General features: G+C 70.6%; 13 protein-coding genes and 1 pseudogene. 10 read left to right on the top strand and 4 right to left on the bottom strand.

Annotated features, from left to right (window positions below; genetic code table 11):
* Positions 1 to 18: 18 nt before the first annotated feature.
* Complete coding sequence (locus ACFVTH_RS05300; RefSeq protein WP_387088747.1) at positions 19 to 1242, top strand: kynureninase; 1224 nt, start codon at positions 19 to 21, stop codon at positions 1240 to 1242.
* 6 nt (positions 1243 to 1248) lie between these two features.
* Here ACFVTH_RS05300 and ACFVTH_RS05305 read toward each other — a convergent pair whose 3' ends face one another.
* Both ACFVTH_RS05305 and ACFVTH_RS05310 read right to left on the bottom strand, forming a co-directional pair.
* Positions 1249 to 2790: a DHA2 family efflux MFS transporter permease subunit gene (locus tag ACFVTH_RS05305; protein ID WP_387087433.1), complete on the bottom strand. Its 1542-nt coding sequence runs from the start codon at positions 2788 to 2790 to the stop codon at positions 1249 to 1251.
* A gap of 31 nt (positions 2791 to 2821) precedes the next feature.
* Entirely contained in the window at positions 2822 to 3391 is a 570-nt protein-coding gene (locus ACFVTH_RS05310; RefSeq protein WP_387087435.1) for a PadR family transcriptional regulator, read from the bottom strand.
* 199 nt (positions 3392 to 3590) lie between these two features.
* Here ACFVTH_RS05310 and ACFVTH_RS05315 point away from each other — a divergent pair, with 199 nt between their 5' ends.
* Positions 3591 to 3953 (top strand): hypothetical protein, encoded by a 363-nt coding sequence (locus tag ACFVTH_RS05315; RefSeq protein ID WP_387087437.1) that lies wholly within the window; start codon positions 3591 to 3593, stop codon positions 3951 to 3953.
* An 11-nt stretch (positions 3954 to 3964) separates the two neighbouring features.
* Here ACFVTH_RS05315 and ACFVTH_RS05320 read toward each other — a convergent pair whose 3' ends face one another.
* Positions 3965 to 4384 (bottom strand): DUF1304 family protein, encoded by a 420-nt coding sequence (locus ACFVTH_RS05320; RefSeq protein ID WP_387087438.1) that lies wholly within the window; start codon positions 4382 to 4384, stop codon positions 3965 to 3967.
* Positions 4385 to 4528: 144 nt separating this feature from the next.
* On the opposite strand from ACFVTH_RS05320, the pseudogene purS reads away from it, so the two are divergent.
* The 8 genes and pseudogenes from purS to ACFVTH_RS05360 form a co-directional block, all read left to right on the top strand.
* Positions 4529 to 4762: pseudogene (purS, locus tag ACFVTH_RS05325) on the top strand (phosphoribosylformylglycinamidine synthase subunit PurS); the annotation flags it as partial.
* Positions 4763 to 4872: 110 nt separating this feature from the next.
* Positions 4873 to 5571, top strand: coding sequence for a phosphoribosylformylglycinamidine synthase subunit PurQ (purQ, locus tag ACFVTH_RS05330; RefSeq protein ID WP_387087440.1), 699 nt, complete (start codon positions 4873 to 4875; stop codon positions 5569 to 5571).
* A 6-nt stretch (positions 5572 to 5577) separates the two neighbouring features.
* A complete protein-coding gene (locus tag ACFVTH_RS05335; RefSeq protein WP_387087442.1) occupies positions 5578 to 6399 on the top strand; it encodes an IclR family transcriptional regulator in 822 nt (273 codons plus the stop codon).
* A 119-nt stretch (positions 6400 to 6518) separates the two neighbouring features.
* The gene (locus ACFVTH_RS05340; RefSeq protein WP_387087444.1) at positions 6519 to 7874 is read left to right on the top strand and encodes an MFS transporter; all 1356 of its coding nucleotides are present in this window, start codon (positions 6519 to 6521) and stop codon (positions 7872 to 7874) included.
* Positions 7875 to 7929: 55 nt separating this feature from the next.
* Positions 7930 to 8958, top strand: a complete 1029-nt coding sequence (locus ACFVTH_RS05345) for a zinc-binding dehydrogenase (protein WP_387087446.1) — start codon at positions 7930 to 7932, stop codon at positions 8956 to 8958.
* Between the two features lie 44 nt (positions 8959 to 9002).
* Positions 9003 to 10184 carry an L-rhamnonate dehydratase gene (gene rhmD / locus ACFVTH_RS05350; RefSeq protein WP_386942223.1) on the top strand — a complete coding sequence of 394 codons (1182 nt, stop codon included), beginning with the start codon at positions 9003 to 9005 and terminating at the stop codon, positions 10182 to 10184.
* 40 nt (positions 10185 to 10224) lie between these two features.
* The gene (locus tag ACFVTH_RS05355) at positions 10225 to 11079 is read left to right on the top strand and encodes a fumarylacetoacetate hydrolase family protein (RefSeq protein WP_387087448.1); all 855 of its coding nucleotides are present in this window, start codon (positions 10225 to 10227) and stop codon (positions 11077 to 11079) included.
* A 75-nt stretch (positions 11080 to 11154) separates the two neighbouring features.
* Positions 11155 to 11670: a tetratricopeptide repeat protein gene (locus ACFVTH_RS05360; protein WP_387087450.1), complete on the top strand. Its 516-nt coding sequence runs from the start codon at positions 11155 to 11157 to the stop codon at positions 11668 to 11670.
* A gap of 75 nt (positions 11671 to 11745) precedes the next feature.
* Here ACFVTH_RS05360 and ACFVTH_RS05365 read toward each other — a convergent pair whose 3' ends face one another.
* Positions 11746 to 12894 carry a M14 family zinc carboxypeptidase gene (locus ACFVTH_RS05365; RefSeq protein WP_387087452.1) on the bottom strand — a complete coding sequence of 383 codons (1149 nt, stop codon included), beginning with the start codon at positions 12892 to 12894 and terminating at the stop codon, positions 11746 to 11748.
* Positions 12895 to 13002: the final 108 nt, after the last annotated feature.

Genomic DNA, 13002 nt, shown 5'->3' on the forward strand with positions numbered 1-13002 from the left:
CTCGCCTTCGCCCGCCGCATGGACCGCGCCGACGGGCTCGCCCATTACCGCAAGCGCTTCGTCGGCGCCGAGGGGGATCTCGTCTACTTCGACGGCAACTCGCTCGGCCGCCCGCCCGTGTCGGCCGTCGAGCGGGTCGAGCGATTCCTCCGCGAAGACTGGGGCGGTCGCCTCATCCGCGGCTGGGACGAGTCCTGGCTGCAGCTGCCGACCGAGATCGGCGATCGCATCGGCCGCGCCGTCATCGAGGCGAAGGCCGGCCAGACGATCATCGGCGACTCCACGACCGTGCTGCTCTACAAGCTCGCCCGCGCCGCGGTCGACGCGCAGCTCGCACGCGACCCCGCTCGACGCGAGATCGTGATCGACACCGACAACTTCCCGACCGACCGCTACATCGTCGACGGCATCGTCCGCGAGAAGGGCATGCGCCTGCGCTGGATCGACGTCGACACGTCCTCGGGCGTGACGCCCGAGCAGCTCGCCGAGGCCGTCGGACCCGAGACCGCGCTCGTCGTGATCTCGCACGTCGCCTACCGTTCGGCGTACCTCGCCGACGCCCCCGAGCTCACCAGGATCGCGCACGACGCGGGCGCGCTCATCCTCTGGGACCTCTGCCACTCGGCCGGATCGGTCGAGGTGAAGGCCGACGCCTGGGGCTTCGACCTGGCCGTCGGCTGCACCTACAAGTACCTCAACGGCGGCCCCGGCTCCCCCGCGTTCGCCTACGTGCGCGACGACCTGCAGGGCGTGCTCGAGCAGCCGATCCAGGGCTGGTGGGGCACCAAGGACATGTTCACGATGGGCCCCGCCTACGAGCCCGTGCCCGATATCCGCCGGTTCATCAGCGGCACGGCACCCATCGTCGGCATGCTCGCGATGGAGGAGACCCTCGCGATGATCGAAGAGGCGGGGATGCCGCAGCTGCGCGCCAAGTCGGTCGCGCTGACCTCGTTCGCCATCTCGCTCGCCGAGGAATGGCTCGCCCCGCTCGGCGTGACGCTCGCCTCACCGGCCGACGCCGGGGAGCGCGGCGGCCACGTCACCCTGCACCACGACGCGATGCGCGAGGTCACGGCGCGGCTCTGGCAGCGCGACGTCATCCCCGACTACCGCGACCCCGGCGGCCTGCGCATCGGCCTCTCACCGCTGTCGACGAGTTTCGAAGAGGTGCACCGCGGCCTGGATGCCACGCGCGAGGTGCTGCGCGAGGTCCTCACCGAGCGGGCGGGGCTGGCGTAGGGCGCGTCAGCCCGACCACTCGGTGCGGGCGGCCGCCGTCGAGGCATCCACGTCGACCGAGGCATCCGCCGGCGCCGAACCGCCCGCGCCCCACGCCACCGTGACCTTCGGCTTGGCGAAGAAGAGCACGACGATCGCGCCGGCGGCGAAGCCGATGATGGGCAGCAGCATCGACTGCGACATGGCCGCGGTGAAGCCGTCGAGGATCTGCGGCGGCATGCCGCCCGACCCGGCGCCCGACTGCTCGGCCGCACTGGTGTCGACGCCGGGCAGTTCAGCGGTCAGGCGGGCGTTCATGAGCGCCGCGATCGCCGCCGAGCCGAGCACCGAGCCGACCTGGCGGGTCATGTTGTAGACGCCCGATCCGGCGCCGGCCTGCGACTGCGGCAGGTTGCGCGTCGCCGACGAGGCGAGCGGCGCCCAGACGCCCGAGAGGCCGAGGCCGAGCAGGCCGGACGGGATGAGCAGCAGCCAGAGCTCGGTGTCGGGTTCGAGCAGCGTCGCCGTCCAGCCGAGGGCGGCCGCCGTGATCGCGAAGCCGATGACGGCGATCCACTTGGGGTCGATGCGATCGACCAGCCGGCCGACGATCGGCGCCATCGCGCCCGTGACGACCGCCATCGGGATGAGCATGAGCGCCGCCTGCGTCGGGGTCAGCCCGCGCGCGACCTGGTAGTAGAACGCCAGGGGCAGCGGCATCGACACGATCGAGAGGCCGACGAAGGTGATCGCCACGTTCGAGAGCGAGAAGTTGCGGTCGCGGAAGAGCCCGAGCGGCAGCAGCGGCTCGGCCCTGTTGAACGCCTGCCAGAGCACGAAGCCGGCGAGCACGACGAGACCGGTGACGATCACGCCCCAGACGGTGATGGGGCCGGTGATCGTGCCCCAGTCGTAGGTCTCGCCCTCCTGGATGCCGAAGACCACGAGGAACATGCCGACGGCGCTGAGCACGACGCCGAGCCAGTCGAAGCGGTGAGCGTGCATCTCGAGGTTCGGCACGAGCCGCCACGCGGCGACGAAGGCCACTACGCCGACCGGCAGGTTGACGAAGAAGATCCACTCCCAGCCGAGCGAGTCGACGAGCACGCCGCCGAGGATCGGTCCGACGAGGGTCGCGACACCGGCCACGGCACCCCAGAGGCCCATCGCCTTGCCGCGCTGGTTCGGCGGGAAGATGCGGGTGATCACGGCCATCGTCTGCGGCGTCATGAGGGCGGCACCGAGGCCCTGCACCGCGCGGGCGGCGATGAGCGTCGTGATGTCGTCGGACAGGCCGCACCAGAGCGAGGCCAGCGTGAAGATCACGAGGCCGATCATGTAGACGCGCTTCGGGCCGAAGCGGTCGCCGAGGCGTCCGGTGATGAGCAGGGGCACGGCGTAGGCGAGCAGGTAGGCGCTCGTGACCCAGATGACGGCCGTGAGGTCGGTGTCGAGGTCGTCGAGGATGGCGGGGTTCGCGATCGACACGATCGTGGAGTCGACGAGGATCATGAAGAACCCGATGACGAGCGCCCAGAGGGCGGGCCACGGCTTCAGGGTGCGTTCCATGGCTGGACGCCTCCGTTCGGTGATGGATGTCTCAGGCGGAAGCCTCGGGCCAGGCGAGTTCGCCCGACCGGAGGTCGCCGATGGTCTGTTCGAGCCACGTCGCCTCGGCGACGAGGAGCGTGCGGGTGTAGTGGACGTTGAGGATGTAGGCCGTCGGCAGGCCGCGGGCGGCGATCTTTTCGAGCGCTCCGTCGATGAAGCCGAGCAGTTCGCGGATCGACGCCAGCCGTTCGCCGAGGAGCTCTGCGACCTCGTCGGCCGGAAGGTGGTGGGCCTCGCCGATGGCCACGGGGAACTCGGGGTACTCGTTGACGTAGCTCCGGAGCATCCCCGCGATCGTCGAGCGCAACCGCTCGCGCCCGTCGTCGGTGATCGCGTACACGGTGCGCTCGGGGCGGTTGCCGTGGCGCTCGACGGCCACCTCCGCGATCAGGCCGTCGACGGCGAACCGCTCGACGGCCCGGTAGAGCGAGCCGGGCGAGACCTTGACGACCTTGTCCTCCGAGCGCTCGAGCATGAGCTGGTACATCTCGTAGGCGTGCATGTCGCGCTCGGCGAGCAGGGCCAGCACCGAGACGCCGAGCGGCGAGAGTTCGGCCATGGCGGGTCCTCCGAAGGCATCCGGTTCGATTATTCCGCTCGGAATAGTACGACTGGAACAATCGTCCCGCAAGGCCTCGGCGCCGTTCGCCCAGCAGCCGATAGCAAGCGAGGACCCCGCGAGCAACCCCCTCGCCCGAATCGGTCCGCTCGGAGGCGGCGCGCGTAGCATGGCGCATCATCTCTCGAAGGGAGACGCCATGACCGGCACCGAACGCAACATCGACGACGCGGTGATCAAGGCGCGCCAGGCGGCCGAGCGGGCCGCGGACCGCGCGAGCGACGCGGCCGAGGACTTCGGCGACGAGGCCGGCGAGCGCGTCGAGGACGTCGCCGACGCCGTCGGCGAGGTGATCCGCGACGTCCGCGACGCCGCGAGCGGCGCGGTGGAGAACGTCGCCGCCCAGGCGAGTGCCGCGGCATCGGGCGCACGGGAGTCGCTCGACGACGGCGTGGCCTACGTGAAGGCGCAGTACCGGGAGCGCCCGGGCGTCGTCATCGCGATCGGCGCGGCCGCGCTGCTCGCCCTCGGCCTCGCCATCAAGGCGCTCACGCGGCGCTGATCACGCGGCGATCACGCCGCGGCCGCAGGCGCCACCGCCCGCCGGCCGCGGCGGTCGCCGAGCACGATGGCGAGGATCACGGCGAGCGCGAGGCCGAACTCGAACACCGCCGAGAGCCACAGCTCGGGCGCGGTGACCACGAGCGAGACGCCGAGCACGACGTGCATCGCGGAGATCGTCAGGATGATCGCCCGGCCCGCGACCTCCTGGGAGCGATGCACGAGGACGAGCGCGACGACGACGGCGAGGCCCATGAGCATGTTGTAGACGCCGACGTTGCGCGTCCACAGCGCGACGGCGTCGTACTCGTCGGCCTCGATGAGGAAGATGGGATACAGCTCGGGGCTGCGGAAGAAGAACGACTCGAGCACGCCGACCGCGATGAGCGTCAGCGCCTCGAGGGCTGCGAGTACCTGTGCGACGGGATTCATGTCGGGATTCTCGTCGTCCCCGGCGCCGGCCGCATCGAGGCCTGCCCCGCCCCGGTGGGGTGCGGACAGCCCGCATCCGGGAGGCGGTCGGCCGCAGGTTAGAATCGAGGCATCCACACCCTCGACACCGGACGGAGAACCGCGGTGCCCACCATCGTCGTCGACGTGATGCCCAAGGCCGAACTGCTCGACCCCCAGGGGAAGGCCGTCGCCGGCGCCCTCGCCCGCACCGGCCACACCGCATTCAGCGGCGTGCGCATCGGCAAGCGCTTCGAGCTCACCGTCGACGGTCCCGTCGACGACGCGCTGCGTGCGAACGTGCAGCAGATCGCGGAGGAGATCCTCTCGAACCAGGTCATCGAGGACGTCGTGGGCATCCACTACGAAGTGACCAACGCCGAGCTCGCCGAAGAGGCCTCCGAGGCCGCCACTGTCTCGGGCGACGGCTTCGGCGCCCCCGCCGGCGAGACCCACTGATCGGGGCTCGCATGCGTATCGGCGTCATCACCTTCCCCGGCTCGCTCGACGACCGCGACGCGCAGCGCGCGGTGCGCCTCGCGGGCGGCGAGCCCGTCGCGCTCTGGCACGGCTCGCACGACCTCGAGGGCGTCGACGGGCTCATCCTGCCCGGCGGGTTCAGCTACGGCGACTACCTGCGCTGCGGCGCGATCGCGTCGCTCTCGCCGATCATGACCGAGGTCGTCGCGGCCGCGAACGCCGGCATGCCGGTGCTCGGCATCTGCAACGGCTTCCAGATGCTGACCGAGGCGGGCCTGCTCGAGGGCGGGCTCATCCGCAACGACCACGGCTCGTTCATCTGCCGCGACCAGCTGCTCACCGTCGAGAACGCGTCGACCGCGTGGACGTCCGACTTCGAGGCCGGCCAGCAGATCACCATCCCGCTGAAGAACGGCGAGGGCGGGTTCATCGCCTCCGACGAGACCCTCGACCGGCTCGAGGGCGAGGGCCGTGTCGTGTTCCGCTACGTCGACGTGAACCCGAACGGCTCGCTGCGCGACATCGCCGGCATCTCGAACGCGCGCGGCAACGTCGTCGGCCTCATGCCGCACCCCGAGCACGCCGTCGAGCCGGGCTTCGGCCCCGACACCCCCGCCGCGATGCGGTCGGGCGTCGACGGACTCGGCTTCTTCACGAGCGTCGTGAAGCGGGCGCTCGTCGAGGCGTGAGCTGACATGACCGACTCGGTCACGACACGTTCGGCGGACACCGCTCCGCCGCGTTCGTCGCGACCGGCGCCGCCCGTCAAGTCGGCGAGCCGCGCGTTCGAGCTCATCGACTTCATCGCCGAGCGCGGCTCGGCCTCGTTCGTCGAGATCGTCGACGACCTCGGCCTCCCCCGCTCGAGCGCGCACGGCCTGCTGCAGACCCTCGTCGGCTCGGGATGGCTCGCGCAGCGTCACGACAGCAAGCGCTACACGCTCGGGCTGCACGCGTGGCAGGTCGGGCAGCGGTACGACGGGCACCACCTGCTGACCGAGTGCGCGAAGCCGATCATGGACGCGCTCGCGATCGAGACCGGCGAGACAGTGCAGCTGGCGCGCCTCGACGGGGTCGAGAACGTCTACATCGCGATCAGCCCGTCGCCCCACCCCATGCGACTCGCGTCGACCGTCGGCATGCGCCTGCATGCGCACGCGACCGGCATCGGCAAGGTGCTGCTGGCCTCGATCGACCCGGCCGACGCCGAGCAGCGCCTGCACTCGGTCGCCCTCCCGCGCTTGACCGAGCGCACCGTCACCGAGGTGCCCGAGCTCATGAAGCTCATCGAGCACGCGCGCTACACGGGCTTCGCGGTCGACGACGAGGAGTTCATCGCCGACTGCCGCTGCGTCGCGGTGCCGGTCACCTCAGAGCGCGACACCGGCATCGTGTCGGCGCTCAGCATCACGATGCCGAAGAGCCGCACCGACGAGGGCTGGCCCTACTCGCTGTACGCCCCGCTCGACCGTGCCGCGCGGGCGATCCGCGAGGCGATGGGCCTTGCCGCGGACTGATCCGCCCCATCGACTTGGCAGACGGCCCGGTCTGTGCCACAATGCCCTGCGTTCAGCCCCATGAACGCCAGTTCACATATGTGAACCTGCTTTTCCCGGACTGATCAATGGAGATGCACATGTCCCTCGCCGGTACGGCCGAGACCGCCCCCACCCTTGCCGCGGTCGTTCGCAAGGCCACACTCAGGCTCATCCCGATCCTGCTGCTGATGTACATCCTCGCGTTCCTCGACCGCGCGAACCTCGGCTTCGCCAAGGTGGCGTTCCAGGCCGACACCGGGATCTCGGACGCCGCCTACGCGCTCGGCGCGGGGATCTTCTTCCTCGGCTACGCCGCGTTCGAGATCCCCAGCAACCTCATCATGCGACGGGTCGGAGCGAAGATCTGGCTGGCGCGGATCATGATCAGCTGGGGCATCGTCTCGGCGCTCATGATGTTCGCGACCGAGGAGTGGATCTTCTACCTGCTCCGCGTGCTCCTCGGCATCACGGAGGCCGGCTTCTTCCCCGGCGTCATCCTCTTCCTCACCTACTGGATCCCCCTCGAGTTCCGCGGCCGCGTCAACGGGCTCTTCTACTTCGGCGCCCCGCTCGCCTTCATCTTCGGCGGCCCCCTCTCCGGCATGCTGCTCGACCTCGACGGCCTCGGCGGACTCGCCGGCTGGCAGATCATGTTCCTCGTGACGGGCGCGATCACCGTCGTCGTCGGCATCGTCGCGTTCTTCTACCTCGACAACGGCCCGCGCGACGCGAAGTGGCTGAGCGAGCCCGAGCGCGAGCTCCTCGTCGCCGCCATCGACAGCGAGGACGAGGCGAAGGCCGACCACTCCCCCCGCGGCGCCCTGCGTGCACTCGCCGACCCGAAGATCCTGTATTTCGCGGCGATCTACTTCGCGATCCAGATGAGCGTCTACGGCATCACCTTCTACCTCCCGACCCAGATCGCCGAGCTCGTCGGCAGCGACGTCGGCCTCGGCGTCGGGCTCCTGACCGCCGTGCCCTGGGGCTTCGCGCTGCTCGTCACGTTCGTGCTCTCGCGCCTCGCCGACCGCACCGGCCAGCGCCGCCTCATCGCCTCGTCGGCGCTCTTCGCCGCCGCGATCGGCATCGTGCTCTCGGGCGTCATCGAGAACCCGGTGCTCGGCCTCGCGTCGCTCTCGCTCGGCGCGGCCGGCTTCATCGCCGTGCAGCCCGTCTTCTGGACCCTGCCCACCTCCTTCGTGGTCGGCGCGGCCGCGGCCTCGGGCATCGCCCTCATCAACTCGCTCGGCAGCCTCGGCGGCTTCGTCGCCCCGATCGCGAAGACCTGGGCTGAGGGTGCCTTCGGCCCCGCCGCCGGGCTCACCCTCCTCGCGATCATCGCCGCCGTCGGCGCCCTGCTGATCTTCCTCAGCAAGTGGTTCGTGCCGGCGATCAAGGCGACCGACGGCGAGAAGAAGGTCAGCGAGCGGCTGCTCGCCGAGCACAGCGCCTGAGCGACCGCAGCGCACCGACCCCTCAGACGACACCACACGAGAAAGCACCACTCACATGCGAGCACTGGTCCTCCACGACATCGGCGAACTCCGCGTCGAAGACCGGCCGGCCCCCGCGCCCGGCGAGGGCGAGGTCCTCATCCGGATCGTGGCGACGGGCATCTGCGGTTCCGACGTCCACGGCTACACCGGCGAGAACGGCCGGCGCTTCCCCGGCCAGATCATGGGGCACGAGTCGGTCGGGCGGATCGCCGCGCTCGGCGACGGCACCGAGCCGTTCGGGCTGGCCGTCGATCAGCCGGTCACCTTCAACCCGGTCGTCGTGCCGGTGGAGGACGCCGAGACGTACGCGGGCCGCGAGCAGCACAACCCGCGCAAGTACGTGATCGGGGTCGCCCCCGAGCACGACGCCTCGTTCGCCGAGTACGTGATCGTGCCGGCGCGCAACGTCGTCGCGCTCGCCGACGACATGCCGATCGAGTTCGGCGCCCTCATCGAGCCGATCGCCGTCGCCCTGCACGCGGTGCGGCGCGTGCGATCGGAGGGCGACCGGCGAGCACTCGTCGTCGGCGGCGGCCCGATCGGGCAGTCGGTGGTGCTGGCCCTCAAGCTCGAGGGCATCGAGCAGGTGTACGTCAGCGAGGTCGACCCCGCACGCCGCGCGCTGTGCGAGCGGCTCGGCGCCGAGGTCGTCGACCCCGCGGCCGAGTCGGTGACCGACCGCGTCATGGCGGACGGCGGGCTCGTCGACGTCGCCCTCGATGCGGTCGGCATCACCCCCACCCTGACCGACGCGCTCAACGCGACGGTCTTCGGCGGCCGGGTCTGCCTCGTCGGCATGGGCTCGCCCGAGGTCGCCTTCCCGGCGTTCCGCGTGAGCACCGAGGAGCGCAGCATCGTCGGCAGCTTCACGTACGCCGCGCAGGACTTCGTCGACGCTGCGGCGTACGTCGCCCGCGGCGGCGCCGAGATCGGCGAGCTCATCAGCCGGGAGGTCGCCCCCGAGGAGGCGGACGCCGCGTTCGCCGCACTCGCCGAGGGCGACGGCACTCCCGGAAAGGTGCTCGTGCGCTTCGACCGCTGACGCGGCACGGCGACGAGCGACGACAGGTTTCGAAAGGCAGAGAGATGACCCGAGAGCGAATCATCAGGCAGGTCCGTGCGTACACCCTCCGGGGCGGCGGCGCCGACTACCACGACCAGGCCCGAGGGCACTGGATCGACGACCACATCGCGACCCCGATGTCGGTCTACCCCGAGTACCGCGAATCGCGCCAGAGCTTCGGCATCAACGTGCTCGGCACGCTCGTCGTCGAGATCGAGGCCGACGACGGCACGGTCGGCTTCTCGGTGACGACGGCCGGCGAGCTCGGCGCGTACATCGTCGAGAAGCACCTCGCGCGCTTCCTCGAGGGCTCGAAGGTCACCGACATCGAGCGCATCTGGGACCAGATGTACAAGTCGACCATCTTCTACGGTCGCCGCGGCGTCGTGCTCAACGCGATCAGCGGCGTCGACCTCGCCCTGTACGACCTCCTCGGCCGCATCCGGCAGGAGCCGGTCTTCGCGCTGCTCGGCGGCCCCGTGCGCGACGAGCTCGTGTTCTACGCCACGGGCGCCCGCCCCGACCGCGCGAAGGAGCTCGGCTTCATCGGCGGCAAGATGCCCCTGCACCACGGCCCCGCCGAGGGCGAGGAGGGCCTCCGCAAGAACCTCGAGATGGTGCGGGACATGCGCGAGAAGGTCGGCGACGACTTCTGGCTCATGCTCGACTGCTGGATGTCGCTCGATCTCGACTACGCCACGAGGCTCGCCCACGGGGCATCCGAATACGGGCTGAAGTGGATCGAGGAGGCGCTGCTGCCCGACGACTACTGGGGCTACGCCGAGCTCCGCAAGCGCGTGCCCGCGAACATGCTCGTCACGACCGGCGAGCACGAGGCGACCCGCTGGGGCTTCCGCCAGCTGCTCGAGATGGGCGCGGCCGACATCATCCAGCCCGACGTGGGCTGGTGCGGCGGCATCACCGAGCTCATCAAGATCTCGGCGCTCGCCGACGCCCACGGGGCGATGATGATCCCCCACGGCTCGTCGGTGTACTCGTACCACTTCGTCGTGACCCGCACGAACAGCCCGTTCTCGGAGTTCCTCATGATGCACGAGACCGCCGAGGAGGTCGTGCCGATGTTCTCGCCGATGCTGCTCGGCGAGCCCGTGCCGGTGAACGGCCGGCTGCGGGTGCCCGAGACCCCCGGATTCGGAGTCGAGCTCAACCCCGAGCTCGAGAAGTTCCGCCCGTACACGCACTGAGCGCGCCGCGCATCGACCCCCTCACCCCACAGGAGCACACATGGAACTCATGCGCCTCGGCGAGCCCGGTTCGGAGACGCCCGTCGTCCGACACGACGGTCGCTTCCACCGGCTCGACCCCCTCACCCGCGACATCGACGGCGCATTCCTCGCCGCCGACGGCATCGCGCGCACCCGCGCCGCGCTGGCGGCCGGCGAGCTGCCCGAGCTGGGGGGCGCTGACGCACTGCGCATCGGCGCCCCGATCGCACGGCCGACCGCGGTGCTCTGCATCGGGCAGAACTACGCGGCGCATGCCGCCGAATCCGGCGACGCCCCGCCGACCGTGCCGATCCTCTTCTACAAGCACCCGAACACCGTGGTCGGCCCGTTCGACGACGTCGCGGTGCCGCCCGGTGCCGAGCAGGTCGACTGGGAGATCGAGCTCGGCGTCGTGATCGGCAAGCGGGCCAGGTACCTCGCCTCGCCCGACGAGGCGCTCGAGCACGTGGCCGGCTACGTCACGAGCAACGACGTCTCCGAGCGCGAGTTCCAGGTGGCGCGCTCGGGCGGCCAGTGGTCGAAGGGCAAGAGCAGCGAGACGTTCAACCCGCTCGGCCCGGCGCTCGTGCCGGCCGACGAGGTCGACCCCCAGAGCCTCCGGCTCTGGTCGGCCGTGAACGGCGAGCCGCGTCAGGACTCGAACACGGCCGACATGATCTTCAGCGTGGCCGAGATCATCCACCATCTCTCGCAGTACCTCGTGCTCGAGCCGGGCGACCTCATCAACACCGGCACGCCGCAGGGGGTGGCCCTGTCGGGCCGGTTCCCCTACCTCTCGGCCGGCGACGTCATGGAGGTCGGCATCGACGGGCTCGGCGCCCAGCGCCAGCGCCTGGTGCCCGCCCGGGTCTGACGTCCGGGTCGCGCGCCGGCCGGTTCGGGGTCGAGCTGCGGCCGGTTCGGGGTCGCGCTGCGGCAGACTGAACGGATGCCGCACCAGACGCCGCCCGCCCTCGCCGCCCGCCTCCGCGAGATCTTCGCCGCCCGCGACCGTGCCGACATGCAACCGACGATCGAGGCCTTCCTCGGGGTGCTCGCCGAGCACCCCGAGGAACCCGAGGTGCTCTACGAGGTCGGCGGGGCGTACGACACCGCCGGTGAGGAGGAGACCGCCGCCGGCTACTACGAGCGCGCGATGGCGTCGGGCCTCTCGGGCGACGCGCTGCGGCGATGCCTGCTGCAGTACGGCAGCACGCTGCGCAACCTCGGCCGCCTCGACGAGTCGGTCGAGGTGCTCGAACGTGCTCGGCGCGGGTTCCCCGACTCCGACTCGCTGAAGGTCTGGCACGCGACGAGCCTGCACGAGGCCGGGCGCCACGACGCCGCCGTCGCGATCCTGCTCGAGCTCATCGCCGACCGGGTGCCCTCCGAGGAGCTTGCGCGCTACGAGCCGGCGCTGCGTGGCAACGCCGCCTTCCTCGCGGGCCGCGACGCGCGGAGCTGAACGCCGGCACGCGACGGCGGCCGGCCCCGAAACCGGGGCCGGCCGCCGCTGCGAGTGCGTCGGAGGGCGCGCGGGTCAGAACGACGCGGGGATGACGCCCGTGTCGGTCTGGTACGCGGTCACCGGCGCGTGCGGGATCTCGTCCCAGCGGGCCGGGTCCTCCTGCTGCACCTCACCGGTCGCCATGCCGACGAGCAGCTCCTGCAGGGCGAGCACGTTCTGCTGGATCGACTTGCCGCGCGCCTTCTGGCCGAGGCTGCCGTCGCTCGTGTTGCCGCTCGTCTCGAAGAAGATCGCCGGGTTGCTGTGGCCCTCGGGGTTGAGCCCGTCGTGGTCGAGCCCGAGCATCATGGCCGAGACGACGCCGCCCTTGATGTCGATCTCGATGCCGCGGCCGACGTCGTACCGGTCGATGTTGATGAACCCGTACTTCGAGAGCTCGTCGTAGACGTGCACCTGCATCTGGCGCGTGAGCACGTCGTAGGCACCGCCCTCGATGCCCGGCAGCGTGGGCCCGCCGGGTGCGAGCGAGACGCCGAGCGAGAGGGTGACCTCGTCGCCGTCGCCGCGCTCGGTCTTGAGGCCCTGGTGGTGGATGTCGATGGCGAACGCCGGGTCGACCATCGTCCAGTACTCGTAGAAGGCCTCCGACTCGGCCGCCTCGAACTTGCCGACGCCCCAGTCGCGGTTGAGGTCGATGCGCTTGTTCGTGCCGTCCTGCAGCACCGTGTGGCGGATGTTGAGCTCGGAGCCATCGGGGTTGTACATCGGGATGACGTGGAAGGTGTAGCTCTCGCGCAACAGCTTCCACTCGGGCGACCCGTTGGTGCCGAGCTCCTTCAGCACCGCGAGGAGCGACTCGGTACCGTAGGGCTCGTTGCCGTGGATGCGGCCCTGCAGCCACACGTTCTCGGGGCCGTCGCCGACGGTCGCGACGTAGAGGTCGCGACCCGTCTCGGAGGTGTTCACGGCGGTGCCGGCCTCGGCGAGCGTGAAGGCGTCGAGCCCGAAGCGGGAGGTCTTCTCGAGCTTCGTGAGCTCGGCGACGACGTCGTCGTAATCGGCGATGCTGGCGGTGTTGGTGGTGCCGTTCGGCGACGGGAAGTTCGCGTCGGCGAGGGCGGGGGATCCCGCGATGAGGGGGGTGGCGAGGGCGAGGGCGGCCGCCGAGGCGACCCCGATCGTGCGGTGACGCCGGTTGCGGGACTTCGAGCCGTTGGTCATGTACTTCTCCTCTTCGAGATGGCATGGCGCGTATGCGACACGAATCCGAGGGAGACGTGGGAACCCGTTCCCCCGAGACGTACGGGCAGCCTACGGAGCGGCGCCCTC

Source organism: Agromyces sp. NPDC058104, from assembly GCF_042884835.1.
Taxonomy (GTDB): domain Bacteria; phylum Actinomycetota; class Actinomycetes; order Actinomycetales; family Microbacteriaceae; genus Agromyces.